Origin of the sequence: Embleya sp. NPDC020886 (assembly GCF_044333915.1) — a bacterium.
In the GTDB taxonomy this organism is placed as follows: Bacteria; Actinomycetota; Actinomycetes; order Streptomycetales; family Streptomycetaceae; genus Embleya.
Genome location: NZ_JBIRRX010000005.1, coordinates 40,258 through 66,175, shown reverse-complemented (window position 1 = coordinate 66,175; position 25,918 = coordinate 40,258). Strand labels below are relative to the sequence as shown.

Annotated in this window: 25 protein-coding genes and 1 pseudogene; 7 read left to right on the top strand and 19 right to left on the bottom strand. The window is 71.8% G+C overall.

Features of this window, described 5'->3' with window-relative positions; all coding sequences use genetic code 11:
- Window positions 1–11: 11 nt before the first annotated feature.
- The 3 genes from ACH4U8_RS19550 to ACH4U8_RS19540 form a co-directional block, all read right to left on the bottom strand.
- On the bottom strand, window positions 12–476 hold the full coding sequence (locus ACH4U8_RS19550) for a hypothetical protein (RefSeq protein WP_360306043.1): 465 nt from the start codon (window positions 474–476) through the stop codon (window positions 12–14).
- A 111-nt stretch (window positions 477–587) separates the two neighbouring features.
- Window positions 588–1,178 carry a DUF3558 family protein gene (locus ACH4U8_RS19545; protein WP_360306041.1) on the bottom strand — a complete coding sequence of 197 codons (591 nt, stop codon included), beginning with the start codon at window positions 1,176–1,178 and terminating at the stop codon, window positions 588–590.
- Window positions 1,175–1,855, bottom strand: coding sequence for a DUF3558 family protein (locus tag ACH4U8_RS19540; RefSeq protein WP_395778980.1), 681 nt, complete (start codon window positions 1,853–1,855; stop codon window positions 1,175–1,177). The genes ACH4U8_RS19545 and ACH4U8_RS19540 overlap by 4 nt, the downstream gene beginning before the upstream one ends.
- A gap of 153 nt (window positions 1,856–2,008) precedes the next feature.
- Here ACH4U8_RS19540 and ACH4U8_RS19535 point away from each other — a divergent pair, with 153 nt between their 5' ends.
- The gene (locus tag ACH4U8_RS19535; RefSeq protein WP_395778978.1) at window positions 2,009–2,755 is read left to right on the top strand and encodes an NDP-sugar synthase; all 747 of its coding nucleotides are present in this window, start codon (window positions 2,009–2,011) and stop codon (window positions 2,753–2,755) included.
- A gap of 189 nt (window positions 2,756–2,944) precedes the next feature.
- Here ACH4U8_RS19535 and ACH4U8_RS19530 read toward each other — a convergent pair whose 3' ends face one another.
- Window positions 2,945–3,415: a MarR family transcriptional regulator gene (locus ACH4U8_RS19530; RefSeq protein WP_360306035.1), complete on the bottom strand. Its 471-nt coding sequence runs from the start codon at window positions 3,413–3,415 to the stop codon at window positions 2,945–2,947.
- A gap of 148 nt (window positions 3,416–3,563) precedes the next feature.
- Window positions 3,564–4,763 carry a DegT/DnrJ/EryC1/StrS family aminotransferase gene (locus tag ACH4U8_RS19525; protein ID WP_395778976.1) on the bottom strand — a complete coding sequence of 400 codons (1,200 nt, stop codon included), beginning with the start codon at window positions 4,761–4,763 and terminating at the stop codon, window positions 3,564–3,566.
- A 113-nt stretch (window positions 4,764–4,876) separates the two neighbouring features.
- On the opposite strand from ACH4U8_RS19525, the gene ACH4U8_RS19520 reads away from it, so the two are divergent.
- Both ACH4U8_RS19520 and ACH4U8_RS19515 read left to right on the top strand, forming a co-directional pair.
- Entirely contained in the window at window positions 4,877–5,812 is a 936-nt protein-coding gene (locus ACH4U8_RS19520) for an aldo/keto reductase (RefSeq protein WP_360306031.1), read from the top strand.
- Window positions 5,809–6,585: a GntR family transcriptional regulator gene (locus tag ACH4U8_RS19515; RefSeq protein WP_360306029.1), complete on the top strand. Its 777-nt coding sequence runs from the start codon at window positions 5,809–5,811 to the stop codon at window positions 6,583–6,585. Before ACH4U8_RS19520 ends, ACH4U8_RS19515 begins: the two co-directional genes overlap by 4 nt.
- A 474-nt stretch (window positions 6,586–7,059) precedes the next feature.
- On the opposite strand, the gene ACH4U8_RS19510 is transcribed toward ACH4U8_RS19515, so the two are convergent.
- Genes ACH4U8_RS19510 through ACH4U8_RS19500 form a run of 3 tightly spaced genes read right to left on the bottom strand, consistent with a single transcriptional unit; the run spans window position 7,060 to window position 10,507 of the window.
- Complete coding sequence (locus ACH4U8_RS19510; RefSeq protein WP_395778974.1) at window positions 7,060–7,806, bottom strand: succinate dehydrogenase/fumarate reductase iron-sulfur subunit; 747 nt, start codon at window positions 7,804–7,806, stop codon at window positions 7,060–7,062.
- Window positions 7,803–9,788 carry a fumarate reductase/succinate dehydrogenase flavoprotein subunit gene (locus tag ACH4U8_RS19505; protein ID WP_360306025.1) on the bottom strand — a complete coding sequence of 662 codons (1,986 nt, stop codon included), beginning with the start codon at window positions 9,786–9,788 and terminating at the stop codon, window positions 7,803–7,805. Before ACH4U8_RS19505 ends, ACH4U8_RS19510 begins: the two co-directional genes overlap by 4 nt.
- A gap of 5 nt (window positions 9,789–9,793) precedes the next feature.
- Entirely contained in the window at window positions 9,794–10,507 is a 714-nt protein-coding gene (locus ACH4U8_RS19500) for a succinate dehydrogenase cytochrome b subunit (protein WP_360306023.1), read from the bottom strand.
- 88 nt (window positions 10,508–10,595) lie between these two features.
- Between ACH4U8_RS19500 and ACH4U8_RS19495 the strand changes: the two genes are divergently transcribed.
- Window positions 10,596–11,513, top strand: a complete 918-nt coding sequence (locus tag ACH4U8_RS19495; RefSeq protein ID WP_395778972.1) for a LysR family transcriptional regulator — start codon at window positions 10,596–10,598, stop codon at window positions 11,511–11,513.
- Window positions 11,514–11,557: 44 nt separating this feature from the next.
- Here ACH4U8_RS19495 and ACH4U8_RS19490 read toward each other — a convergent pair whose 3' ends face one another.
- Window positions 11,558–12,007 (bottom strand): PaaI family thioesterase, encoded by a 450-nt coding sequence (locus tag ACH4U8_RS19490; protein ID WP_360306019.1) that lies wholly within the window; start codon window positions 12,005–12,007, stop codon window positions 11,558–11,560.
- Window positions 12,008–12,076: 69 nt separating this feature from the next.
- Here ACH4U8_RS19490 and ACH4U8_RS19485 point away from each other — a divergent pair, with 69 nt between their 5' ends.
- A complete protein-coding gene (locus ACH4U8_RS19485; RefSeq protein ID WP_395778970.1) occupies window positions 12,077–12,835 on the top strand; it encodes a TetR/AcrR family transcriptional regulator in 759 nt (252 codons plus the stop codon).
- A gap of 42 nt (window positions 12,836–12,877) precedes the next feature.
- Here the strand turns inward: ACH4U8_RS19485 and ACH4U8_RS19480 are convergent, their stop codons facing one another.
- From ACH4U8_RS19480 to ACH4U8_RS19465, 4 genes and pseudogenes are all read right to left on the bottom strand, one after another.
- Window positions 12,878–12,997: an Rv0909 family putative TA system antitoxin gene (locus ACH4U8_RS19480; RefSeq protein ID WP_379989414.1), complete on the bottom strand. Its 120-nt coding sequence runs from the start codon at window positions 12,995–12,997 to the stop codon at window positions 12,878–12,880.
- A 196-nt stretch (window positions 12,998–13,193) separates the two neighbouring features.
- A complete protein-coding gene (locus tag ACH4U8_RS19475) occupies window positions 13,194–13,769 on the bottom strand; it encodes a TerD family protein (protein WP_020548622.1) in 576 nt (191 codons plus the stop codon).
- 238 nt (window positions 13,770–14,007) lie between these two features.
- Window positions 14,008–15,093: a sensor histidine kinase gene (locus ACH4U8_RS19470; protein ID WP_395778968.1), complete on the bottom strand. Its 1,086-nt coding sequence runs from the start codon at window positions 15,091–15,093 to the stop codon at window positions 14,008–14,010.
- 133 nt (window positions 15,094–15,226) lie between these two features.
- A pseudogene (locus ACH4U8_RS19465) lies at window positions 15,227–15,643 on the bottom strand (hypothetical protein); the annotation flags it as partial.
- A gap of 603 nt (window positions 15,644–16,246) precedes the next feature.
- Between ACH4U8_RS19465 and ACH4U8_RS19460 the strand changes: the two are divergent.
- Complete coding sequence (locus ACH4U8_RS19460) at window positions 16,247–18,382, top strand: MMPL family transporter (RefSeq protein WP_395778966.1); 2,136 nt, start codon at window positions 16,247–16,249, stop codon at window positions 18,380–18,382.
- 232 nt (window positions 18,383–18,614) lie between these two features.
- Window positions 18,615–19,025, top strand: a complete 411-nt coding sequence (locus ACH4U8_RS19455; RefSeq protein ID WP_360306009.1) for a VOC family protein — start codon at window positions 18,615–18,617, stop codon at window positions 19,023–19,025.
- An 80-nt stretch (window positions 19,026–19,105) separates the two neighbouring features.
- On the opposite strand, the gene ACH4U8_RS19450 is transcribed toward ACH4U8_RS19455, so the two are convergent.
- From ACH4U8_RS19450 to ACH4U8_RS19425, 6 genes are all read right to left on the bottom strand, one after another.
- Window positions 19,106–20,563, bottom strand: coding sequence for an ATP-binding protein (locus ACH4U8_RS19450; RefSeq protein ID WP_360306007.1), 1,458 nt, complete (start codon window positions 20,561–20,563; stop codon window positions 19,106–19,108).
- Window positions 20,564–20,571: 8 nt separating this feature from the next.
- Window positions 20,572–21,303: a response regulator transcription factor gene (locus ACH4U8_RS19445; protein WP_395778964.1), complete on the bottom strand. Its 732-nt coding sequence runs from the start codon at window positions 21,301–21,303 to the stop codon at window positions 20,572–20,574.
- Between the two features lies 1 nt (window position 21,304).
- On the bottom strand, window positions 21,305–22,051 hold the full coding sequence (locus tag ACH4U8_RS19440; protein WP_395778962.1) for a hypothetical protein: 747 nt from the start codon (window positions 22,049–22,051) through the stop codon (window positions 21,305–21,307).
- 89 nt (window positions 22,052–22,140) lie between these two features.
- Window positions 22,141–23,361: an ABC transporter permease gene (locus ACH4U8_RS19435; RefSeq protein ID WP_395778960.1), complete on the bottom strand. Its 1,221-nt coding sequence runs from the start codon at window positions 23,359–23,361 to the stop codon at window positions 22,141–22,143.
- Window positions 23,358–24,140 carry an ABC transporter ATP-binding protein gene (locus ACH4U8_RS19430; protein WP_395778958.1) on the bottom strand — a complete coding sequence of 261 codons (783 nt, stop codon included), beginning with the start codon at window positions 24,138–24,140 and terminating at the stop codon, window positions 23,358–23,360. Before ACH4U8_RS19430 ends, ACH4U8_RS19435 begins: the two co-directional genes overlap by 4 nt.
- Window positions 24,137–25,654 carry an efflux RND transporter periplasmic adaptor subunit gene (locus tag ACH4U8_RS19425; protein ID WP_395778956.1) on the bottom strand — a complete coding sequence of 506 codons (1,518 nt, stop codon included), beginning with the start codon at window positions 25,652–25,654 and terminating at the stop codon, window positions 24,137–24,139. Before ACH4U8_RS19425 ends, ACH4U8_RS19430 begins: the two co-directional genes overlap by 4 nt.
- Between the last annotated feature and the right edge of the window lie 264 nt (window positions 25,655–25,918).

Below are 25,918 nucleotides of genomic sequence, written 5' to 3'. Positions count from 1 at the left end.
GACAGTCGGAGTCAGTAGGAGAGGCCGTGTCCGGTTTCGAAGAGCGGTTCGGCGTCGGCCGGCAGGTCGCTGGCGAGTCGGCCGGCGGGCGCGTAGCGGCCGAACACGACGTCGAGCACCCCCTCGTCGTCGGCCCCCCGGGTGCCCAGCAACGCGGCGCAGTAGCCGACCAGATCGGCCACCGCGGCCGGCCGGAAAAGGTCGATCACCGCGACCGTGGGCACCGACGCGGCGATGTCCACGATGCGTTCCAATTCGGCGCCGCGATGGTCCTCGGGCAGGCGCAGCAGGGCCACGTCGGCGTCCGCGAGGTCGGTCACCACCGTCGCGTAGCGGGCCGCGACACCGGTGTCGACGTGCTCGGTGTACACGCGCAACGCGTCGCGCAGGGGTAGGGCCGGTCCGCCGCTCGTGCTGATTCGCGAGCTGATGCGGTTCGTGAGCAGCACGACGGCGTGCGGGTCCCGATCCGTCATGGGTGAGCCCTCCTCCCGGCCGCGGCAGGCGCCGCCCTGACCCCGGACCCTACGCGCCGGGGACGACGTCTCGGGCACCAGGTTGCCGGTGCCTACCCCGAACCGGCCCACTCAGCCGGGCGCGTCCAGTGCCGCGGCCGCGGTGCGGGCCAGTGCGATCAGCCGTTCGCGATCGACGACCGGGACGGTGATGTCCACCGAGGTGACCAGTTCGCCGCGGGCCCGGGCGAAGGCGAGGCCGTCGCCGCGGGCGGGATCGCGGTAGATCACCGCCGCGTCCGAGATCCCGGGCAGCGGCTCGTACGGGCCGGGACCGGTGGCGGTCGCGCGCGCGGTGTCCAGCGGTCCGCCCACCATCGCCTGCGGCAACTGCCCCACGGTGACGGTCAGTACGCGCCGGCCCCCGGAGTCGAGGTACTCGCACGTGCGCCCGGCGTTCGCGGGCCCGGTGTGCACCGGGCCGAGCGCGAGCACCTCCTCGACCCGGGTGGGCGAGAGCAGGTCGCAACTGTCGGCGGGCGACGTGCTGTTGCCGATCGGGGAGGGGGTGGGCCGCGGTGGCGCGCCCGCGTTGTCGCCGGGCGCGGGGGCGGAGACGGCCGCGCGTCGCGGCGGCGGGTCCGAGTCGTCGCAACCACCCAGCAGGCACGCCAGACCCACCACCCCCACCAGGGTGGCGGCGGGCCCGACGCGCGCGGTCACAGCCGGCCGACCATCGTTCGGGCGATGCCGGCCAGGACGTCGGGTGGCACGTCCTTGTCGGTGCGGCTGACATACACGTCCACGTCCAGATAGGTGTCGCCGAGTTGCTTGCTCCAGACCACGCCGTTGGAGATCGAGCCGCGATAGGTGAAGGCCGCGTCGCCGACCGCCGGCAGGGTCACCGGGTTGTCGCTCGCGCTGATGGTGCCCTTGGCGGCCTGCTCGGCGGTGCTGTACCGGGGATTACTGGTGGACGTCATCACGGTCATCATGGACAACCCGCGGGAGTCCCGGTAATGGCAGAACGAACTGCTCGATCGTTTGGTCACTTCGGCCTCGACCACCGGCAGTCCGAGGGCCGTGGCCACCTGCGCGGGGGTGAGGAAGCGACAGGGGTCCTCCAGATAGGGCCCGGTGGGCCCGGTCGCCGGTGCCGAGGTGCCGGTCGAGGAGGCGCTCGACGAGGCGCTCGGCGGGGCGGTGGTGGACGAGGGCGTGTCGGTGGGCGGCGCGGTGCTGCGGCGCGGCGGCTTGGGCGGCGGTGTGCCGGTCGGCTCGCCGGTGGGCGCCTTGCGGCCGCTCTCCAACGCGCGAACGGTGTCCAGCGGCGACCTGTCGTCGTTGCCACAGCCGGCGGCGGCGCCGCCCACGGCCAGTGCGACGAGCACGGCCGTCACACCCCTACGGACATTCCTGATGCGCACTGTGGTGTTCCCCCCGGTGTTCGAAGTGCAGTCGTCCATGAGATGAACCTAGGGCCCGAGGCGTTCCCGAACGAGTGGTACCTCCCTTGCAAGTCGAGGGGGATGCGAGGGCGCGATAATGCGCCCATGACTTCCGCACCACACTCAACCACCCACCCCGGGGCTCGCGCGGTGACCCAGGCCGTGATCCTCGCCGGCGGGCAGGGTTCCCGGCTGCGCCCCTACACCGACGATCGACCCAAGCCGATGGTGGAGATCCCCGGCACCGGCACGCCGATCATCGGACACCAGCTTCGCTGGCTGGCCGCCGAGGGCGTGCGCGATGTCGTGGTCTCCTGCGGGCACCTCGCGGAGGTGCTCCAGGACTGGCTCAAGAGCGCCGATCTGCCGGTCCGCGTGGAGACCGTCGTGGAGACCGAACCGCTGGGCCGGGGCGGCGGGTTGAAGTTCGCCGCCGCCGCGCTGCCGCGCCCGGACGAGCCGTGGTACGCCACCAACGGCGACATCTGGACCCGGTTCTCGCTCACCGAGATGGCGGCCTTCCACCACGAGCGCACCGCGCTGGCCACGCTCGCGCTGGCCCGGCCCCGGATTCCGTGGGGAGTGGTGGAGACGGACAAGTACGGCCATGTCCTGGACTTCATCGAGGCGCCGCCCTCGCCGTATCTGATCAACGCGGGCGTGTACGTGTTCGCGCCCGAGTTCACCGCGCTGCTGCCGGATGTCGGCGACCACGAGCGCACCACGTTCCCCGGGCTCGCCCGGACCCAGCGGCTGGCCGGGTTCCCGATTCCGCAGGGTGCCTACTGGCGGGCGATCGACACCGCCAAGGACCTGTCCGAGGCGGCCAGGGAGTTGCGCGGCGACGGCTGAGCACCGCGCCCGGGGATCGAACCGTCCGGCCCAACCGCTCGGCGGCTGGGCCGGACCGTTCTCCCGGGGTTTGCTGCCTGACGGCTTCCTCCGTCAGCGAGTGGGTTGTTCGGGGTCTCGTCTACGCGTTTCCCGTGACCCCCGCGGCCACGGGCTCGAGCGTGTCGAGTCGATCGTTCGGCCGCGGTGTCAGGACGTGATGCCCGCCCGGGCACCCGGATTGGCGGTGTCGCGCACCACCCTCAGGCCGTCCAGCAGTCCGGCGAGCTGGCCCTCGGTCAGCGGATCGACCAACCAGGTCTGCAGCAGTTCGACATGGCCGGGCAGCACGCCGCCGATCCGGTCCGCGCCGTCGCGGGTGAGCACGGCGAACAGTGCCCGTCGGTCGGTGGGACAGTTCTCCCGGGCGACCAGTCCTTCCTTTTCCAGGCGATCCACCACCCGGGTCACGCCGGATGTGGACAACGATGTCTGGGCGGCGAGATCGCTCATCCGCAGGCGTTGCTCGGCCGAGCGGGACAACCGGACCAGCACGTTGAAGTCCACCGTGGACAGTCCGTGCTCGCCCAACTGCGGAGCGAGTCGGTCCATCAGGCCCGTGTAGACCTCCACGAGCAGTCCCATGGCGGTGATCCGTGGATCGTCGAAGGCGCTGATCATCGAAGGGACGGGGGATGCGGCTCTCGGGGGAGTTTGCATGCTCCTATCATAGCTAGTAGTTGATATGCGGAATATCTTTGATGAATCTATTGCCTGGAGTGATATCCGCAACGCAATTACTCCCCTCCGGGGAGTGCGGCATCCGCGCTCAGCGGCTCGCCAGGAACGCGTCCACCTGCTCGTGGATGTAGGCCAGGTCCTCGGCGTCCATCCGGTGGTTCATCGGCACGATCAGCGCGTGCTCCATCACCCGGTCGGCGTTCGGGTAGCCGGCCGGGTCGGCCCGGTGCGCGATGTCCTTGAAGCCCGGCTGGCGCAGGATGTTGCCCGACCACACGGTGCGGGTGGACACCCCGCGTTCCTCCAGCCACGCCTGCATCTCGCCGCGGGTGAAGGACAACCCCTCGTTCAACAGGATGGGGAAGTTGAGCCAACCCGTCTCCAGGCCCTCGGTCTGCCGCGGCGCGGTGAACTCGGGACGTGCGTCGAAGTAGGCGTGGTGCGCCGCGAAGTGCTCCTGGCGGGTGGCCAGGAACCGGGGCAGCTTGGCGAGTTGGGCCAGGCCGAAGGCGGCGCCCAGCTCCGAGGGCTCGAAGTTCCAGCCGATCTCGTCGAAGATGAACAGGTTGTCGTACAGCACGCCGTCGATCTCCTCGAAGAAGTCGCGGTTGCCGCGCTTGGAGCCGAACAACTGCAACTCGCTGCGCCGGCCCCAACGGCGCAACATCAGGCCCCGGTCGCGCAGGTCCTCGTCGTCGGTGAGCACCATGCCGCCGTTGCCCGCGCAGGTGATGATGTGCGACATCGCGAAACTGGTCACCGAGATGTCCGCGCGGGTGCCCGTCGGCGTCCCGCGCAAGGTGGCGCCGAGCGCGTCGCAGGAGTCCTCGATCACCCGGAGGTCGTGCCGGTCCGCGATCGCGCGGATGGTGTCCCAGTCGGGGGCGTTGCCCGCGAGGTTGGGGGTCAGGATGGCCCGGGTGCGCGGGCCGATCAGGGCCTCGATCCGGGCCGGGTCGATCTGGTAGGTGTCCGGTTCGACATCCGCGAGCACCGGTACCAGGCCGGCCTTGACCATCGGGGCGATGTCCGTGGAGAAGGTCAGCGTGGAGGTGATGATCTCGTCGCCGGGGGACAGTCGCAACAATTCGATCGCGAGGTAGAGCGCCGAGGAACCCGAGTTGCACATCAGGCCGTTGCGCTTGCCGAACAATTGCGCGACGCGCGTTTCCATGGCCGCCACGTTGCGCCCGATGCCCATCGCCGAGGGCGGCCCGTTCAACACCGCCAACATCGCGTCGATCTCGCTCTGATCGTGCACGCTGCCGGCGTATGGGATCTTGCGCATGAGTGCCTACCCTCGTGGTGATGTCGCGATCGCAGCACGGCTGACGAAGTGTCAGGGCGATGTGTCATAGCTATCATGGCTATGATGGGCGAACAAGACGACGGGAGCTGAGCGTGCGCTACACCACCGTGGGCAAGTCGGGTCTGAAGGTCTCCGCGATCGGCCTCGGCTGCAACAACTTCGGGATGCGGATCGACCAGGACGGCGCCGACAAGGTGGTCGGCGCCGCGCTCGACGCGGGCGTGACCCTGTTCGATACCGCCGACATGTACGGTGGCGGGAAATCCGAGGTGCTGCTGGGCAAGGCACTGGGCCACCGCCGCGAGGACGTGGTCGTGGCGACCAAGTTCGGCGCCAAGGTGGCCGAGGGGCCGTACGGCCGCGGCTCCTCGCGACGGCACATCGTGCGGAGCTGCGAAGGCAGCCTCCGGCGCCTGGGCACCGACCACATCGACCTGTACTACCAGCATTACGCCGACCCGGACACCCCGATCGAGGAGACCCTGGCCGCGCTCGACGACCTGGTTCGGGCGGGCAAGGTGCGCTATGTGGCCGCGTCCAACCTGGCCGCGTGGCAACTCGCCGACGCCGCGCACCTGGCGGGCTCGACCCGCTTCGTCGCCGCGCAGATCGAGTGGAGCCTGCTGAATCGCACCGTCGAGCGGGACATGGTGCCCGCCGCCCGACACTTCGGCGTCGGTGTCGTCCCATACTTCCCGCTCGCCTCCGGCCTGCTCAGCGGCAAGTATCGGCGCGGCGAGGAGTTCCCCCGGGACAGCCGGTTCGCGGCCGTCCCGTTCTTCGCCGAGGGGGTGGCCACCGACGACAACTTCGCCATCGTCGAGCGGCTCGCCGCCTACGCCGAGAGCCGGGAGCTGACCCTGCTGCAACTCGCGCTGTCCTGGCTTGCCGCGCAGCCCGAGGTGTCCTCGGTCCTGGTCGGCGCGACCCGACCCGAGCAGGTCTCGGCCAACGCCGCCGCGGTCGTGGAACTGACCGCGACCCAGGTCGCCGAGGTCGCCGAACTCGCCGCGGCGGTACCGGCGTGAACGCGGCGGCGCAACCGGTCCGCGCCGGCACCGAACGATCCCTGCGCAACGCCGGCATCGCGGACGAACTCGCCCGCCGGCTGCGCCGCCGGATCCTGGACGGCCCGCTGCGCGACGGCGACATGTTGCCCAAGCAGGACGACCTGATCGCCGAGTTCGGTGTCGGCCGCACCACGCTGCGGCAGGCGTTTCGGATCCTGGAGACCGAGGGTCTGATCACCGTCAAACGCGGCAACACCGGCGGTGCGGTGGTACACGTCCCGCAACCCGCGGACGCGGCACACATGTTCGGCATGGTGATGCACGCGCGTCAGGTCCGGCTGGACGACCTCGCGCAGGCGCTGCGCCGGTTGGAACCGGTCTGCGCCGCGTTGTGCGCGGCACGTGCGGACCGGGCCACGGAGGTGGTGCCGTGGTTGCGGGAGGTGCACGCGCGGATGGAACTCGCGGTCGAGGACGGGCCGGCCTACATCCGGGCCGGGCGCGACTTCCACGAGGCGCTGGTGTTGTTGTGCGGCAACGAGACGATGAAGATCCTGCTCGGTGCGGTCGAGGTGTTGTGGGCGCAGCAGGAGCGGGAGTGGGCCCAGGAGGCACTGGCCGATACGGGGGAGCGGGTTCGACGCGCGGGTTTGCGGGATCACGAGCGGTTGATCGCGTTGATCGAGGCCGGCGACGAGACCGAGGTCTACCGCGAGTCGGTAAGCCACCTCGAAGCGGCCCAGGACTACCCCTTGCGCGACCGCGGCGGCGCCCCCATCACCTCCCCCTGACCCCACCGCCCAACGGCCCCCAACCCGCCACCCAACACAGCCACCCATCCCGGTCACCCAACGCGGCCAAGCAGCCCGGCCACCCGGCCCGGCCACCCAGCCCGGCCACCCAGCCCGGCTGAGCAGCCCGGTCACCCAGCCCGGCTACCTTGCCGGGCCAAGCAGCCCGGCCACCCAGCCCCGTCACCCAGCCCGGCCACCCGGCCCGGCTGAGCAGCCCGGCCACCCAACCCGGCTACCTTGCCGGGCCAAGCAGCCCGGCCACCCGGCCCGGCCACCCAACCCGCCCAAGTTGCCGCCCGGCCAAGTTGCCCGGCCGAGCGGCCCGGTCACCCAGCCCGGCCGGCGTTTGAGGCCAACTCAGCCCGGCCGGCGCTTGAGGCCGAATAGCCCGGCCGGCGCCTGAGGCCACCCGCCCGTCGGGCGAAGGCCATGCAGCGCCATGCGGCGACGAGCATCGCGGCGACGAGCACCTCACCGGGAGCGCCACAGCGAGGTCAGGACGTCGCCGTTGAACCGGCCGATCACGCCCAGGGGGATGCCCTTGGGGCACACCGCGGTGCATTCGCCGGTGTTGGTGCAGCCGCCGAAGTCCGCTTCGTCGTGGGCGTGGATCATCGCGTCGACGCGGGTGTCCTGCTCCACCGCGCCCTGGGGCAACAGGCCCAGGTGGGTGGCCTTGGCGGCGGTGAACAACATCGCCGAGCCGTTCGGGCAGGCCGCCACGCACGCACCGCAGCCGATGCAGGTCGCGGCCTCGAACGCGGCGTCCGCGTCGGCCTTGGGGATCGGGGTGGCGTGCGCCTCGGGCGCCGACCCGGTGGGCGCGGTCACATAGCCGCCCGCCTCGATGATCCGGTCCAGGCCCGAGCGGTCCACCACCAGGTCCTTGACCACCGGGAAGGCCGCCGCGCGCCACGGCTCGACGTCGATGGTCTGCCCGTCGCGGAAGTGCCGAAGATGCAACTGGCAGGTCGTGGTGGCCTTCTGCGGCCCGTGCGGCACCCCGTCGATGACCAGGCTGCACGCGCCGCAGATGCCCTCACGGCAGTCGTGGTCGAAGGCCACCGGCTCGTCGCCGCTCTCGGTGAGCCGCTCGTTGAGCACGTCGAGCAACTCCAGGAAGGACATGTCCGCCGACGCGTCCGGCACGTCGTAGGAGACCATGCCGCCCCGTTCCTCGGGACCCTTCTGTCGCCAGATGCGCAGGGTGAGCTTCATGCGTAGTTCCTCGTGGCCAGGGTGACGTTGTCGAAGGTGAGTTGCTCGCGGTGCAGGACCGGCGCGCCGTCGGTGTACTCCCACGCGGCGACATAGGCGAACGCCTCGTCGTCCCGGGCCGCCTCGCCGCCGGCGCTTTGGTGCTCGGCGCGGAAGTGGCCGCCGCAGGACTCCTCGCGGTGCAGCGCGTCCAGGCACATCAGCTCGGCGAGTTCGAGGAAGTCGGCGACCCGGCCGGCCTTCTCCAGCGACTGGTTCAACCCCGCACCGGTCCCCGGCACCCGCAACCGCGACCAGAACTGCGCACGCAGCTCCGGGATCCGGGCCAGCGCCTCGCGCAGCCCGGCCGCGTCCCGCTCCATGCCGCACTTCTCCCACATCAGCAGCCCCAGCTCGCGGTGGAAGTGGTCCGCGGACAGATCGCCGTCGATGGCGAGCAGCCGCTTGACCCGGTCCTGGACACCGGCCTCGGTGGCCACCAGCTCCGGATCGTCCGCGTCCACCGGCTCGAACGGCCCCTGGGCGAGGTAGTGGGTGAGCGTGGTCGGCAGGACGAAGTAGCCGTCGGCCAGCCCCTGCATGAGCGCCGAGGCGCCCAGCCGGTTCGCGCCGTGGTCGGAGAAGTTCGCCTCGCCGATCACGAACAGGCCCGCGATGGTGGACTGGAGGTCGTAGTCGACCCACAACCCGCCCATCGTGTAGTGCACCGCCGGGTAGATCCGCATCGGCACGGTGTACGGGTCCTCGCCGGTGATCCGCTCGTACATCGCGAAGAGGTTCCCGTACTTCTCCTCGACCGCCGGCGCGCCCAACCGCTCGATGGCGTCCGCGAAGTCGAGGTAGACGCCCAGTCCGCCCGGCCCCACGCCGCGCCCCTCGTCGCAGACCCGCTTGGCCGCGCGCGAGGCGATGTCGCGCGGGACCAGGTTGCCGAAGGCCGGATACATGCGCTCCAGGAAGTAGTCCCGCTCCGCCGTCGGGATCTCGCCGGGTGCGCGCGTGTCGCCGCCGGTGGCGGGCACCCACACCCGGCCGTCGTTGCGCAGCGACTCGCTCATCAGGGTGAGCTTGGACTGGTGCTCCCCGGAGACCGGGATGCAGGTCGGGTGGATCTGGGTGAAGCACGGGTTGGCGAACAGCGCGCCGCGGCGATGTGCGCGCCACACCGCGCTCGCGTTGCAGCCCATCGCGTTCGTGGACAGGAAGTAGGCGTTGCCGTAGCCGCCGGTGGCCAGCACCACCGCCTCGGCCAGGTGGGTGGAGACCTCGCCGGTGACCAGGTCGCGCACCACCACGCCGCGGGCCCGCCCGTCCACCACCACCAGGTCGAGCATCTCGGTGCGCGCGTGCACGGTGACGTTGCCGGCCGCGACCTGGCGCGACATCGCCTGGTAGGCGCCGAGCAGGAGTTGCTGGCCGGTCTGGCCACGCGCGTAGAAGGTCCGGGAGACCTGGGCGCCGCCGAACGAGCGCGTGTCCAGCAGGCCGCCGTAGTCGCGTGCGAACGGCACGCCCTGCGCGACGCACTGGTCGATGATCTGCGTGCTGACCTCGGCCAGGCGGTGCACGTTGGCCTCGCGGGCGCGGAAGTCGCCGCCCTTGATGGTGTCCTTGAACAGCCGGGCCACGCTGTCGCCGTCGCCGCGGTAGTTCTTGGCGGCGTTGATGCCCCCCTGCGCGGCGATGCTGTGTGCCCGGCGCGGCGAGTCCTGGTAGCAGAACGAGGTGACGGGATGGCCCAGTTCGGCCAGCGTGGCGGCGGCGGAGGCGCCCGCGAGGCCGGTGCCGACCACGATCACCGGGAGCCGGCGCCGGTTCGCCGGGTTGACCAGCCGCGCGGCCAGGCGGCGCTGCTCCCAGCGCCCGGCCAGATCGCCGGCGGGGGCGGCGTGGTCGGCGATCTCCGCGCCGACGGTGTACCGCGCGTACTCGGTGTGCCCGGCGGGCTCGGTGTATTCGGTGTACTCGGTGTGCGGGTCCATCACGTTCACCCCACGATTCCGACGGTCACGGCGAACGGCACGGACAGGAATCCGACCGTCATCAGTACGGCGTAGCCGGTCGCGATCGAGGCGATCAGCCGCTCGGTCCCCGGTCGTTGCCGACCGAGCGTGCGGGTCATGCTCCATACGCCGTGCCGCAGGTGGAAGCCGACCGCGACCACCGCGACCGTGTAGATCGCGGTGATGTACCAGTGCTCGAAGTCGGCGGTGACGTTCGTGTACGGCTTGCCGGAGGCGCCGACCGGGTTGGCCACCCCGACGGTCAGGTCGAGCAGGTGGTAGACCACGAACAGGGCGATGATCACCCCGCCCCAGCGCATCGTGCGGGCCGCGTACGAGCCCTGCACCGGCGGGCGGTGCACGTACTTGACCGGCCGGGCCCGGCGGGCGCGGCGGGTGAGCAGGATCGCCATCGCCATGTGCACGAGCACGCTCACCGTCAGCGCCGCGCGGATGATCCACAGCGTGCCCTCGTGCGGAACCAGCGGTTCGCCGATGGTGCGCAACCAGTGGGCGTAGTGGTCGAAGCTCGACTCGCCGAAGAAGATCTTCAGATTGCCCAGCATGTGGGCGGTCAGGTAGGCAAGGAGCACGGCACCGCTGAGCGCCATCGCGATTTTCATCACCACGGTCGAGCGGTGCGACGCTCCCTGCCTGCGCCGCCCGGCGGATGCGGGAGCGCGGGTCAGGGTCGCCATGTGCTCGACGGTAGGTGGACCGAGGTCATGCCGTCCAAGACCGGAAATGCCTCGTTTCGATAGCTGCCGGCTATGCGAGGCTGGGGATATGCAGTTTCAGCAGCTCGTCTACTTCGTCGCGGTCGCCGAGACCCGGCACTTCACCCGGGCGGCGGCGCGCTCGCATGTCGCCCAACCGTCGTTGTCCAAGCAGATTCGGGCCCTGGAGCACGAGTTGGGCGCCGAACTGTTCACCCGGGTGCGCGGCAACATCGCGTTGACCCCGGCGGGGGAGCGGTTGTTGCCGATCGCGCGGCGGATCCTGGCCGACGTGGACGTGGCCCACCTGGAGGTGGCCGAACTGGTCGGGCTGCGCTCGGGTCGGGTGCGGATCGGCGCCACGCCGTCGTTGTCGGCGAGCCTGCTGGCCGAGGTGCTGCGCAGCTTCCAGGACCGCTACGCCGGCATCCGGCTGCTGGTCGACGAGAACGGCTCGCGCGACCTGGTGCGCTCGCTGCTGCGCGGTGACCTGGATCTGGCGCTGATCGTGGTGCCGCCGCAGGGGGTGGGCGCGGCGCTGACCACCGAACCGCTGCTGCGCGAGGACCTGGTGCTCGCGGGTACGCCGCCGGTGGCCGGTGCGACGGTGCCGATCGCGGCGCTGCGCGGGGTGCGGCTGGTGATGTTCCGGGACGGCTACGACCTGCGCGAGGCGACCTTGACGGCGTGTCACGAGGCGGGTTTCGAGCCGGAGTTCGCCATCGAGGGCGGCGAGATGGACGCGGTGCTGCGGTTCGTCGAGGTGGGCCTGGGGCCGGCCATCGTGCCGAGCATGGTGCTGGCCGGGCGGCCGGGCCTGACCGCGACGCCGCTCACCCCGCCGGGCCTGTCCCGCACCATCGCGCTCGCGCACCGCAGCGACGCCGCGCTCACCCACGCGGCGCGGGCGTTCCGGCACGAGTTGCGGGCGTTCCTGACCCCGGAGCGGCTGCCGGCGGGCGTCGAGCGCATCGGCGCCGAACGGTGACCCGACGGCGGCGGCGATACGCCGCCCGCGCCCGCGACGGCGCCTCAGCCCAGCGGCATGATCAGGCAGGTCGTGGTCGCCGTGGCGAGCAATCGGCCCTGGTGGTCCGTGAGTTCGGCCTCGGCGGTACGGATGGTGCGCCCCCGGTGGATGACCCGACCCTCGGCGCGCAGCTTGCTGCCGTCCAGCGGGCCCGGGCGCAGGTAGCGCACCGAGATGTCCAGCGACGTGTATCCGGTGGCGGGCGGCAGTGTGGTGTGCACCGCGCAGGCCATCGCCGAGTCGAGCAGGGTGGCCGCGATGCCACCGTGCATGGTGCCGATCGGGTTGGCGAACTCGGGCCGCGCGGCCGCGCCGAACACGATCCGGCCGTCCTCGACCTCTTCCGGCTCCATGCCGATGAACGGGCCGATTCCCGTGGGCATGCCGTGGTCCCGCAGTGCCTGGAGCTGCTCCAGACCGGTCGGTCCCGCCGTCGACGACGCAGTGCTCATCCCGAACCCCTCACCTGAGTTGACGTTGTCAAGTTGACAACGTCAACTCGGCGGCTGTCAACTGGGGTGGTGTCTGCCACCAGCCGATCCCGCGCCCGCGCCCGCGCCCGACCCGGGGACGGGGCGCTGCTGCGCGACGAGATCCTGCGCGCGGCGACCGCGCTGCTCGACGAGGCCGGCGACGAGTCCGCGCTGACGTTGCGCGCGGTGGCCGCACGGGCGGGGGTGACGACTCCGTCGGTATACCTGCACTTCGCGAACAAGCAGGATCTGGTCGAGGCGGTCTGCCTGGCGGTGTGGGAGGACCTCGGGCGGCGGATGCGCGAGGCGGGGACCGGTGTCGAGGACCCGTACCAGTCGATGCGCCGCCGCGGTGCCGCCTTCGTTCGCTTCGGGCTCGAACACCCGGTGCAGTACCGCCTGTTGATGATGCGGCCGAGGTCCGCCGGACAGACCGGGTGGACCGCGGCGGATGCCTGCCTGGCCTACGTCGGCGAGGCGATCCAGCCGTGTCTGGACGCGGGTGTCCTGGTCGGCGATCCGACCCGGCTGACCCTGCAGATGCTCGCGGCGCTGCACGGACTGGTCGCGCTGTATCTCGCGCAGCCGGACTATCCGTGGCCCGACGACGTGGAGACGATGGCGGACGAGGTGACCCGGATGGCCGGGTTGGGCTCGGCGCTCGCCGGGCGGTTGCGCGGTCCCGGTCCGGCGCCGAGCACGAGCGCCTTCGCGGCGGGCTTCGACGCGCTGGCGGAGCGGCTGCACCCGCCGCGGCACGGCGCAGCCGAGGGCGGTCGACCCTCGGGCGGCGGGCCGCTCCCGTAGCGGCAGGCGGGGGAGGCGGCCGCGCGCCCGGTGGCGTCGGGGTCAGTGACCCTTGCGCTTGTCCGCCTGCTTCTTCACCTTGTCCACGATGGACTTGACCTTGTCCGGGTTCTTCTTGGCGTAGTCGGTCGCCTTCTTGATCAGCTTGTCGAGACCGGCCATGACGCCCACTCCTTGTTCGGTACGGGGCGGTCGCGCCGCCACCGTGTCGCTGCGTGCTTCGTGCTCTGGTTCAGGATCAACCGCCGTCCGCGCCGAATCGTTCCCCGATGCGACGTCAGGGCCGCACCGAGGACGATGCGGCCCTGCTGCACGGCGGGTGCGGGTCGTGCGCCCGGGTGCGAACCCGGGAATCGGCTCAGACGTTGACGCCGAAGTCCTTCGCGATGCCGGCGAGACCCGAGGCGTAACCCTGGCCGACCGCGCGGAACTTCCACTCGTTGCCGTTGCGGTACAGCTCACCGAAGACCATCGCGGTCTCGGTGGACGCGTCCTCGGTGAGGTCGTAGCGCGCGAGCTCGTTGTTGTCCGCGCGGTTGACCACCCGGATGTACGCGTTGCGCACCTGGCCGAAGGACTGGTCCCGGGCCACCGCGTCGTGGATGGACACCGGGAAGACCACCCGCTGGACATCGGCCGGCACGGACGCGAGGTCGACGTTGACGGTCTCGTCGTCGCCCTCGCCCTCACCGGTGAGGTTGTCGCCGGTGTGCTGGACCGAGCCGTCGGGGCTGGTCAGGTTGTTGTAGAAGACGAAGTGCAGATCGGACAACACCCGACCGTCGTTGCCGAGCAGCAGCGCGCTCGCGTCGAGGTCGAAGTCCGCACCGGTCGTGCTGCGCGCATCCCATCCGAGACCCACCGCGACCGCGGTGAGGCCGGGCGCGGCCTTGGACAGGGATACGTTGCCGCCCTTGGCGAGGCTGACTCCCATGGCAGTGCTTCCTTCCCTCGTGCATATCGGGGTACAGGCGGATCGGGTGATCACGCGACGGCCGCCCGATGGGTAAATCTACAGGACTGTAGAAGCCCGGCGTGCGCCGGCGCGACGTGCGCATGTCGTGTGACGTGCGATCGCCAATGCAGTGATACCCCATCCCACCATCGACGGACGACAACGGGCAGCCGAACTCTCGGTACGGGTCCGTTGTTTCGGCCGTATCCGGGCGGATTCACGCGCCCACGGGCGCAGTCCGCCCCTGATCGGGCACCCGGGCAAAGAGTCGGAACGCCTCGCCGACGACGTCGGCGGTGAGCGTTCCGCCCAGCGTCGCCAGCCGCCCGTCGAGCGAACGCAACCCCAGACCCGCGCCGGTCGGCCCGGGATCGGCGTCGGCGCGCACACCGTCGTTGGTCAGGACCAGGACGACCGCACCGTCCGGCTCGACCGACGCGGTGATCGTGCACCGGCTCGCCGCGCTGTGCCGCAGCACGTTGGTGGCGCCCTCGCGCAGCACGGTCGCCAGCACGGTGTCGACGCCCGCGGGCAACTCGCCCACGTCGACGGCCACCTCCACCACCATCCCGGCCCCGGCCGGCACGTCCCGGGCGATCCGCGCCTCCACCGCCAACGACATCCCGCGATAACCGCCCGCGACCGTGCCCACGTCGGCCAGCGCCTGTCGGGCCAACGCCAGGCCCTCGGTGACCTGGGCCGCGGCCGCCGGCGGATCGCGGTCGACCAGGCGCAGCGCCAACTGGCTCTTGAGCACCAGCGCGGACAGGCTGAACCCGAGCAGATCGTGCAGGTCGTGCCCCAGCCGCAGCCGCTCGCGGGCCACCTGCGCGGCGGCCAACTCGATCCGGGCCACCCGCAACGCCCGCGCCAGGTCGGCCATCCGAACCAGCCCGTACACCAGCGCGGCGCGCTCCAGGATCCACACCACGTGATAGACGTGGTCGAGCGCGGTCGGACTCCAGGTACCGAAGTACGGGTCGTGACACGCGAACCCGGCCACCGCGAGCACCCGCCACGGCCCACGCAGCAGGACCAGCGCGGGCCCGGCCAGGAACAGTCCCACCGACCAGACCCGGGCGTCGAAGACCACCAGCGGCAGGTAGGCGAGCCCGATCTGCGCCGCGAACGTCCACTGCCACCGGCGCGGTCGCCCACCCGGCGCCGGTGTGCAGTTGCGGATGTAGAGCGCGACGAAGGCGATCAGCAGCAGCACGAACAGTGCCCGGCGGCCGGGGGAGTAGTCGCTCGCGGCCGACACCCGCAGCGGCAGCGGCACGATGATCAGCACCAGGATCACCACCCGCAACACCGCGACCGCGCGCGGCCGTCGGCTCGTCGGTGATCGCCGGCGGCGCGGTGCTCTCGACGCTCTTGTGCGCGTGCGCGAAGGCCCGGGCCGAGGTCATCGCGCTCCTGGCCTCGGCCAGCGCGTCGGCCAGTTCCGGGCGGGTGCGTTCGGGGTGCTCGCGCAGTCCGGCCGGCAGCGCCTCGCCGCGGGCCAGGATGCGGGTCAGGCTCGCCCCGACGCCGTCGCTGAGTTGCCGGGCGAAGCCCAGCCGTTCGCGGGCGACCTCGGCGTCGGCGAGCGCGGTACGGGTCGCGGCCGGCGCGGCGACCAGGTCGGCCAGCCCGGCCGGCGCGTACACCGCCAGACCGACCAGCGCGGCCTGCCCCACCACCAGATACAGCGCCTCCACCACGGTCGGCCGCACCGCGAGCGCGACCGGCACCTGGGCGGCCACCACCGCCAGGAACCCGACCCAGCCCGTCCGGGCCGGCCGCAGCAGGAGCAGGGCGGCGCCGGCCAGGAAGCCCGGGTTGCCGTACCAGGTCTCGTGGAACCAGGTCATCGGCAGATAGGTGAGCACGGCCTGGACACCGAGCGTCCACCTCCACCCGGCCGGTCGCGAGCCGTCCGCCGGGCGTACGCAATTGCGCAGATGCAGGGTGACCAGCGCGAACAGGAGCCCCAGCGCGATCGCCTTGGCGCCGGTCGACAACCGCGTCGATTGCACCAGACCGACGAAGCCGCCGAAGAAGAACCCACCGGTGACCGCCATGATCACCACCCGCGCGAGCAGCGCCGCCGGCCCGCCGTCCGAGTGCGGACCGAAGGCGACCCGCGGCGCGCCGCGGCGAACCCTCGACACCACCATGACCATCCCCCGTGCTGTCGCGCGACGCTCTCGCCGCCCCCGCCGGCGGCGCCGCCGAGCATGCTCGCGGCCCGGATCCGGGACCCGGCCGACACCCATGCCCGGACGGCAGGCAAGCCGTACCGACCGGACATCCCACCGTCACTCCCGGGTCGACCCGTCCGTCACCCGCGCCGGGCGTGTCGGGTCGCGTCATGGGTGTCACTCGCACGGATCACCCCGCTGGCGCGCCCGCCTGCGGCGACCGACGGTGACACGAGGTAGGTGTATCCGTCACGAGCGCGAAGCGAGGCGCCCATGTTCGCGGCCCTGGGCCGGTTTGTCGTACGCAGACCCTGGTGGGTCATTCTGGCCTGGGTGATCGCCGCGGGTGTGGTGATCGGCCTCGCGCCGAAGCTGACCTCCTCCACGGACGAGAAGAGCTTCCTGCCCAAGTCCTACGAATCGGTGCGCGCCTCCGACCTGCGCGAGCGGGACTTCCCGCAGCAGGAGAACATCGGCGCGGTGATCGTCTTCCAACGCGCCGACGGCCGGCCGATGACCGCGGCGGACAGCGCCGAGGTGGCCAGGATCTCGGCGTCGGTGCAGGCGCGCGGGATCAAGGACGTGCTCGCGGTGACGCCGGGCCAGGTCTCGCCGAACGGGCTCGTGCAGACCGCGATGGTCGCGATGCCGGAGATCAACGATCCCAACGACGAGGCGCCGCAGGACGCGGTCGAGCAGATGCGCAGGGACGTCAAGGCGCAGGTGGCCGGGACCGCGCTGACCGCCGGCATCACCGGGCAGGCCGCGCAGGCGCTCGACGAACGGGACTCGTCCGAGACCGCCGGCACCCTGGTCGCGGTCGGCACGATCGTGATCATCGTGTTGTTGCTGCTGATCATCTTCCGCAGCCCGATCATCGCGTTGTTGCCGGTGGTGATCATCGGGTTGATCGCGCCGATGGCCACGGGACTGATCGCCTCCGCCAACAAGGTCTTCGACATGAAGGCGGACAGCTCGATCGAACAACTGCTCACCGTGGTGCTGTTCGGTGTCGGTACGGACTACGTGTTGTTCCTGTTGTTCCGCTACCGCGAGGTGTTGCGCGAGGGCTCCGACGCCAAGAACGGCATGGTGCACGCGGTCTCCAGGGTCGGCGAGGCGATCGCGTCCGCGGCGGCGGCGGTGATCGTGGCCTTCGCCGCGCTGACGCTCTCCACGCTCGGCATGCTGCGCTCGATGGGCCCGGCGCTGGCGATCGCGGTGTTCGTGACGTTGCTGGCCGGCCTGACGCTGGTGCCGGCGGTGGTCTCGCTGCTGGGTACCCGGGTGTTCTGGCCGTCGAAGTCCTGGCGGGTGGCGCCGCACGGCACCGGCTTCGCCCGGCTCGGCCGCGGCATCGGCCGCCGGCCCGTGTTGTTCGCGGTGTCGTCCGCGCTGGTGATGGGTGTGCTCGCGATCGGCGCACTGGGTTACCAGGCCAACTTCGACCTGGCCGGTTCGTCGTTGCCCTCGGACAAGGAATCCGTGGTCGCGATGAAGAACCTGGAGAAGGGCTTCCCGCCGGGCACCACCGACCCGACCGAGGTCTACCTGACGTCCACCGCCGGCCGACCGCTCACGCCGGCGGAACGGGCGCCGTTCGAGGCGGTGCTGAAGGGGGTTCGCGGGGTGGGGTCGGTGGCCGATCCGGTGCTCAGCGCCGACGGGCAGACCGCGTTGTACTCGGTGATCCTCTCCGACTCGCCCGCCACCGACGAGGCCCTGTCGACGATCAAGAACCGCCTGCGCCCGACCATGCACGAGGCCGCGCCGGCCGGGACCCGGGCACTGGTGGGCGGGATCAGCGCGGTGTACGTGGACATCAACCGCGCGGTGGACCGGGACTACTCGGTGGTCTTCCCGGTCGCGGCGGTGTGCATCATGATCATCCTGGGTCTGTTGCTGCGCAGCCTGGTCGCGCCGTGGTACCTGATGGCCTCGGTGGCACTCGGGTTCGGCGCGACGCTCGGCGCCACGTCGGTGCTGTTCCAGCAGATCGGCGACCAGCCCGGACTGATGTTCATGCTTCCGGTGATCATGTACCTCTTCGTGGTCGCCCTCGGCACCGACTACAACATCCTGATGGTGTCGCGCCTGCGTGAGGAGGCCCGCGAGGGCCACAACCCGCACGACGCGGCGGCCGTCGCGGTCAAGCACTCGGGCCCCACCATCGCCGCCGCGGGCGTGATCCTGGCGGGCACCTTCGCGACCCTGATGCTGGCCGGCAACTCGACCCTCGCCCAGATGGGCTTCGCCCTCTCCAGCGGTATCGCGATCGCGGCCTTCATCATGGCCCTGATCTTCACCCCGAGCCTGACCGCCCTGATCGGCCACGCGGCCTGGTGGCCCGGCCACGGCGACACCAAGCCGGCCGGCAAACCGGCACGCGAATCCGAACCGGTGCCATGAACCCCCGCCCGCCGCGCTGGGGCGAATGCGGCTGATGGGGCGGTTCGGGGGCTTTTCGGGGTGGGTATGGGGACGCGGGCGGACGGCGTGGCCCGCGCCGAGCCCGGTCGTGGCCGCGGTTGCCGGTCACGAGGTCGGCCGGCCGAATCCGATGGCGCGCGAGCGATGAGTTTCGGCGGGTGGGGCCGTCTACCCCCGCAACGGAGCGAGACGTACGAGATGGGACCGCATCATGGCCACGATGATCTTTGTGAACCTGCCGGTGAAGGACCTCGCGAAGGCGACGGCGTTCTACACCGCGCTCGGGTTCGAGCAGAACGCGCAGTTCAGTGACGACAACGCGAGTTCGTTCGCGATCAGCGACACGATCCACCTGATGGTGCTCGCCGAGCCCTTCTTCAAGACCTTCACCAAGAAGGAGATCGCCGACGCGACCCGGACCACCGAGGCGATCGTGTGTCTGAGCGCGGAGAGCCGCGAGGGTGTCGACGCGTTGGTCGAGAAGGCGTTCGCGGCCGGCGGCGGCAAGTCGAACGACCCGATGGACGAGGAGTTCATGTACGGCCGCAGCTTCCAGGACCTGGACGGGCACCTGTGGGAGGTCGTCTACATGGACATGTCGGCGATGCCCGCGCAGGGCTGAACGCGACGTGCCCTCGGCGGGCCGGCCTCGGGTCGGCCCGCCGTCGCGTTCGGGTCCGGGGCCGGGCCTGCCTCGCGGGTTCAGCCCGGCAGCAGCACCCGAAAGACCGCGCCCGCGCCCGGGGCCGTGCGCACCTCGACGCGGCCGCCGTGCGCGTTGACCAGGGCGGCGACGATGGCCAGGCCCAGGCCCGAGCCGCCGCCCGCGGCGCGGCTGCGCGAGGAGTCGACGCGGTAGAAGCGTTCGAAGACGCGCTGTGCGTCGGCCGGGGCCAGTCCGGGGCCGGCGTCGGCGACTTCCAGGACCGCGCACGGGTCCGGCGCGGGGGTCCTGCCCACCGCGATCCGGATCGCGGTCCCGGCCGGGGTGTGCGTGAGTGCGTTGGAGACCAGGTTGGCCACCACCTGGCGCAGTCGCGACTCGTCGCCGGAGACGGTTACCGGATGGGCCGCGCCGCCGTCCAGGCCGATCAGGGTGACCGCGCGGTCCGGGGCCAGCGTCTTGATGTCGTGCACCGCGTCGGCGGCCAGGATGCGCAGGTCCACCGGCTCGTTGCAGAGCGGGCGCTGTTCGTCCAGCCGGGCCAGTTGCAGCAGGTCCTCGACCAGGCCGCCCATCCGGATCGCCTCGTCCTCGATCCGGCGCATCGTGCGGGCCACCTCGGCCGGATCGGTGAGCGCGCCCATCCGGTACAACTCGGCGAAGCCGCGCACGCTGGCCAACGGGGTGCGCAGTTCGTGACCGGCGTCGGCGACGAACCGGCGCATCCGGGTCTCGGATTCGGCCCGGGCCGCGAACGCGGTCTCGATCTGCGCGAGCATGCCGTTGATCGACGTGGACAGCCGGCCGATCTCCGTTCCCGGCGCCGGTACCGGGACCCGATGCGACAGGTCGCCGGCCGCGATCGCCGCCGCGGTCTCCTCGATCCGGCGCAGCGGGCGCAGGCCGCCGCGCAGCGCGAACCAGCCGGCCGCGCCGAGCACGGCCAGGCAGGTCAGGCCGATCAGCAGACACACCGTGCGCATCCGGTTCACGGTGGCGCGTACGTCGTCCATCGGCTGGGCCAGCACCACGCTGCCCTCACCGCTCGCCATCGGCACCGCGAGCACCCGCCAGCGCGCGTCGCCGGTCACCGAGTCGGTCTCGAACGGATGCCGGTTCAGGGCCAGGACCGCCGCGATGTCCAGCCTCGGCAGGCGCGGCCCCAGCTCCTCCTCGGTGCCCGGCGAGCGGATCCGCTGCCGGGTGCCGCCGTCCGGATACAGGTACTCGGCTACGATGCGGCTCGGCAGGATCCCGGGCGCGCGACCACGATTGCCCGACGGCCCGCCGCGCGGCTCGCCGGGTGTCTCCGGCAGCCGGAACGCCATCCCGCGCGCGGCCTGGCCCAGTTGCCGGTCCACCTGATCGGTGAGGTAGCCGCGCAGCGACCCCACCACGACCGTCTGGCTGACCAACAGCGCGACGGCGACCAGCGCCATCGCGATGATCAGGACCCGGACGCGCAGCGAGGAACGGCTCGGGTGCGGGACGCGCATCGGCGCCGTCAGGCCGTCGGTTGCGGGCGGCGCAGCACGTAGCCGACGCCGCGCACGGTGTGGATCAACTTGACCCCGCCGACGTCGAGTTCGACCTTGCGCCGCAGGTAGCTGATGTAGGACTCGACGATGCTCAGGTCGCCGCCGAAGTCGTACTGCCAGACGTGGTCCAGGATCTGGGTCTTGGACACCACCCGGCCGGTGTTGAGCATCAGGTAGCGCAGCAGCTTGAACTCGGTGGGCGAGAGCAGTACCGGTCGGCCGCCGCGCAGCACCTCGTGGCCGTCCGGGTCGAGTTCGAGGTCGGCGATCACGATCCGGTTCGAGGGCGTCGGCACGCCGGCGCCGCCGTCCACCCGGCGCAGCACCGCCTGGATCCGGGCGATCAACTCCTCCAGGCTGAACGGCTTGGTGACGTAGTCGTCCCCACCCAGGGTCAATCCGGTGATCTTGTCCTTGGTGGTGTCCTTCGCGGTCAGGAACAGCACCGGCAGGTGGGTTCCGTCGGCGCGCAGCCGGCGCACCACCTCGAAGCCGTCCAGGTCCGGCAGCATCACGTCGAGCACGACCAGATTCGGCCGGCAACGCGCCACCGCCGCCAACGCGTCCGTGCCGTCCGCCGCCGAGTCGACCTCGAATCCGGCGAAGCGCAGGCTGGCGGACAGGAGTTCGCGGATGTTGGGCTCGTCGTCGACGACCAGCAGGCGGGCCCGGGCGCCGACCTCGACGGGTGTGGCCACCTCAGCCCGCTCCGCCGGTGCCGGCGGCCCCGGGACGCGCGACCGCGCCGGTGCCCTCGGTGACCGAGGTGGCGGTCACCGAGCCGTCGGCGCCGGTGGCACCGCGCACCACGACGGCGTCGCCGGGCTTGAGGTCGACGGTCCTGCCGTCGCGGACGACCTGAATCTTGGTACCGGCGTCGGTTTTCACCTTGACGATGTTGCCGGCTGAATCTGAGACGTAGATGAAAGAGTCGTCCACAACCTTCACGGTGCCGGTGGTGAGGTCCGCGGCGGCGCCGGTGCGGGCGGTGCCGGGTTGGCCGCCGGCCGTGGTCGCGCCGGCTCCCGCCGCGCGGGCGCCGTATGGGTTCGCACCCGATGCGGCGCCGGCGGCGGGGCCGGCGGCCCGGGTCGTGCCGCCGGCATGGTTCTTCTGCACCTCGACGCCGGCCAGGAAGCCGATCGAGGCGAACACGCCCGCGCCCAGGGCCAGGGTGAGCATGGGCAGCCTGCGCCGGGGTGGGGCGGCGAGTTCGGCGGCGACGTCGCGCGCGGCCGGCGGTCGGCCCAGGATCTCCTCCGGCGACTCGTCGCGATGGGCGTCGTCGCCGACTTCCGCCTCGGTTCGGAAGCCGGCGACGAACCCGGTCTCGGCCGCGGGATCGGCGGAACCGGCCTCGGCAGGCCCGGAATCGGGCCGCGGCGCGTCGGGGGTGGTGTGTGGCGGCCGGGTGTCGGGCCGGCCGGCGTGCTGCTGGGGCGTCATGGTCGCGGGTCTCCTCCAAAGGACACGGGAACGGCGGGGGATCGTTCGGCCCGCGAATACGGCGGGGAGCGTTCGGGCCGCAGGTACGGCTATTCGTGCCGGAGCGCCTCGATCGGTCGCAGTGCGGCGGCGCGCGCGGCCGGGTAGCCGCCGAAGAACAGGCCGATCGCCACCGATACGGCGAACGAACCGAGCACCGAACTCGGCACCACGACCGGTTTGATCCCGACCACCTCGAAGCGCGCCGCGAACAGCCCGGCGGCCACGCCCAGTCCGCCGCCGAGCACGGACAGCAGGGTCGACTCGGCGAGGAACTGGCCCAGGATCGCGCCGCGTGGGGCACCGATCGCCTTGCGGATACCGATCTCGCGGGTGCGTTCGGCGACGGTCACCAGCATGATGTTGGTGATCCCGATCCCACCGACCAGCAGCGAGATCGCCGCGACCGCGGCGAGCAGCACGGTGAAGGTCTTGTCGGCCTCGTCGTTCGCGCTCAGCAGCGACTGCTGATTGGTGATCCGGAAGTCGCTCTGCGCGGAACCGGTGATCCGGTGCCGGTTGTTCAGGATCGAGGTGACCTCGTCCTGGGCGAGCACGGTGTCGGCGGCGGAGGTGGCTCGGATCGCGATCGAGGACAACGAGCCGTAGCCGGTCAGGCTGTCGCGCATCGTGGTCACCGGCATCACGATGGTGTCGTCGGAGTCCGCCGCGCCGTTGCCGCCCTTGGTCCGCAGGATGCCGGCGACCCGAAACGGGATGCCGCCGATCAGGATCTCCTTGTCGATCGCGTCCTCGGTGCCGAACACGTTCTCCACCGTGGTGCTGCCCAACACGGCGACCTTGCGGCGGGCGGTCACGTCCTCGGCGCCGAACAGGCTGCCCCGGGCGAGGTCGTGGTTGGTCGTGTCGAACCAGTCGGGTGTGGTGCCGACGATCTGGGACACGGTCACCGACTGGCCGGCGTAGGTGATGCTCTGCGACGTGGTCTGCACCGGCGCGGCCGACCGCACGTGCGGGGCCGAGGTCTTGTCGACGAGCGCCTGGGCGTCGTCCGGGGTGAGGTCCTTGAGCGCGCCGCCCTGCCCGGCCGCGCCGAACCGCCCGCCGCCCGCGGTGTGCGAGACGGTCAGCAGGTTGGTGCCCAGGCGTTGGATCGATTCCTGGACGGACTTGGACGAGCCGTTGCCGACGGCGACCAGCAGGATCACCGCGCCGACGCCGATCAGTACGCCGAGCATGGTCAGCGCGGTGCGGACCTTGTTGGCGGCCAGGCCCAGGACGGCGAAGCGCAGTACCTCGACGGGGTTCACCGGCGGGCCCCCTCGTCGAGCGGAACGGGTCGCGGCGGCGCGCCGGATGCCGACGTCGACGCCGGTGTCCGGGCGCGGCGGTGGTCGCCGACCACCAGGCCGTCGACCAGGCGCAGCACCCGCTCGGCGCGCGCGGCCACCTCGTCCTCGTGGGTGATGATCACGATCGTGCGTCCGGCGTCGTGCAGCCGGTCCAGGATGCCGAGCACGTCCGCGGTGCTGTGGCTGTCCAGGTTGCCGGTCGGCTCGTCGGCCAGCAGCAGCGCCGGTGCGGTGACCAACGCCCGGGCCAGCGCGACGCGTTGTTGTTGGCCGCCGGAGAGTTCGTTGGGCGCGTGGTCGGTGCGGTCGGCCAGGCCGACCAGTTCCAGCGCGGCCAGTGCGCGGCGCCGACGCTCGCGGGCGCGCACGCCGGCGTAGGAGAGCGGCAGTTCGACCTGGGCGAGCGCGCTGGTGCGCGGGATCAGGTTGAAGGACTGGAAGACGAAGCCGATCCGGCGGTTGCGGACCAGCGCGAGTTGCCGCTCGTCCAGTCGGCCGACGTCGAGACCGTCCAGCAGGTAGCGGCCCGAGGTGGGCACGTCCAGGCAGCCGAGCAGGTTCATCAGGGTGGATTTGCCGGAGCCCGAACTGCCCATGATGGCGGCGTATTCGCCGCTCTCGATGGTCAGGTCGACGCCGCGCAGCGCGTGCACCGAGGCGGCGCCGCGGCCGTACGACTTGGTCGCCGCGCGTACGTCGATCACCGGCGCGGGGCGGGGCGGCTGTGGCCCGGTCATCGCGAGCCGCCGCGCGGGTTGCCGCCGCCGGCCGCGCCGCCACCGGTGCCGCCGCCGGGGAAGTTGCCGATACCGGGCGCGGGCAGGCCGCCGCCGGCCGTGCCGCCTCGGCCGGACTGGCCGGAACGCCCCGACGTGGAGCCGGTGGTGCCGGTCGCGGCGACGGTGCCGATCACGATCCGGTCGCCCTCGGCCAGGCCGGAGACGATCTGGGTGCTCTGGTCGCCGACCACGCCTGCGGTCACCGTGCGGCGCTGCTCGACCCCGTCGACCAGGACCCGTACCGAGGCGGTGGCACCGGTGCCGGTGACCGCCGCGGAGGGCACCTGCAACGTGTTGTCGGCCGCCGCGACGACCACCGAGATGTTCGCGGTCTGTCCGGTGCGCAGCGCGGACACGTCACCCTCCAGCGCGATCGTCGCGCCGTACTTGACCGAACCCGACGTCGCGCCGCTGTCCGGCAGCGGATTCACGCTGACCACCTTGGCGTTCAGCCGGATCGCGGAATTCACGTTGAGCGTCACGGTGGCCGGTTGACCGGCCTTGACCTTGGCGGCGTCGGCCTCCGGGAAGGACACCCGGGTCTCCATGCCGGTCGGGTTGGCGATCACCACGAAGCCGGTCACGGCGGTGCTCGAGGACGAGGTGGACGAGCCGCCCTGGCCGCCGGACCCACCGGATGCGCCCGACCCGCTCGATCCGCTCGCGGAACCCGTCGCGGAGACGGTGTCGCCGACCTTGCCGGAGACCGCTGCCACGATGCCGGCCGACGGCGCCTTGAGCACGCAGCCGTCCAGGGCGCGTTGGGCGTCGGCGACCTTGTTGTTCGCCGCGATCAGGGCCGACTCGGCCTGGCTCACCGCCGCCGCGTCGACCGTCGTGCTCGGCGACGGGGTGGCCGGCGGGGTCTTGGTGACGGTGACGGTGATGGTCGGGTGCGGCTGGGTGACGGGGGGCGATGTGGTCCGGGGCGGCGCCGGCGTGGACGTGGCGGTGGGCACAGCGTCGGTGCCTCGGCTCGGGGCGGCGCCGCCGGTCGAGCCGCGCAGGACCGTGTTCTGGGCGTCCGTGCCCTGATTGCCACCGCCACTGCCGTTGCCGCCGCCGCCGTTCTGCTGGACCGGGGTGCCCGCTCGGGCCTTGGTCAGATTCGCCTGGGCCACCGTGACGGCCGCCTTCGCCGCCTCCAGCGCCTCCCGCGCCTGGGTCGGGTCGACCTGCGCGAGGACCTGGCCGGCGGTGACGGTGTCGCCGACCTTGACCGCGACGGTGGTGACCCGGCCGGCGGCGGTGAAGCCGACGCCCACATCCGAGGGCGAGGTCAACGACCCCGCCGCGGAAACCGTGGCCAGCACGGTGCCCCTGGTCACCGTGCCGGTGCGCGTCCTGGTCGTACCGGAGGATCCACCACCGTCGTCCACGGCCGCGTAGGCGAAGCCGGCGCCGGTCACCATCGCGGTGGCCAGGGCCAGGTTGATCAGGACCGACTTCCGTCGGAGTCGTACACGCCTCATGGCCGCACAGCCTGGTCCGGGCACGTCCCCGAAGACTGTCCGGCGCCTGGGAGTCGACTGGGAGCATGAGCTCGGCACAGAGGTCGCGACAGGCGTGCAGAACCATCGAAATCGCGCCCGATCACGCCAAATCGCGCGCCGGCCCGGCCGGTCCGGCCCCGATCCGGGGTGGGGCTCCCAGGGAACTCCCAGGCGACGCGCGGGCGGCGATCACCCCGCCGTGCTTGAGTCCGGGGGGATGGGCGGTGCGCCGTCCGGCGCCGA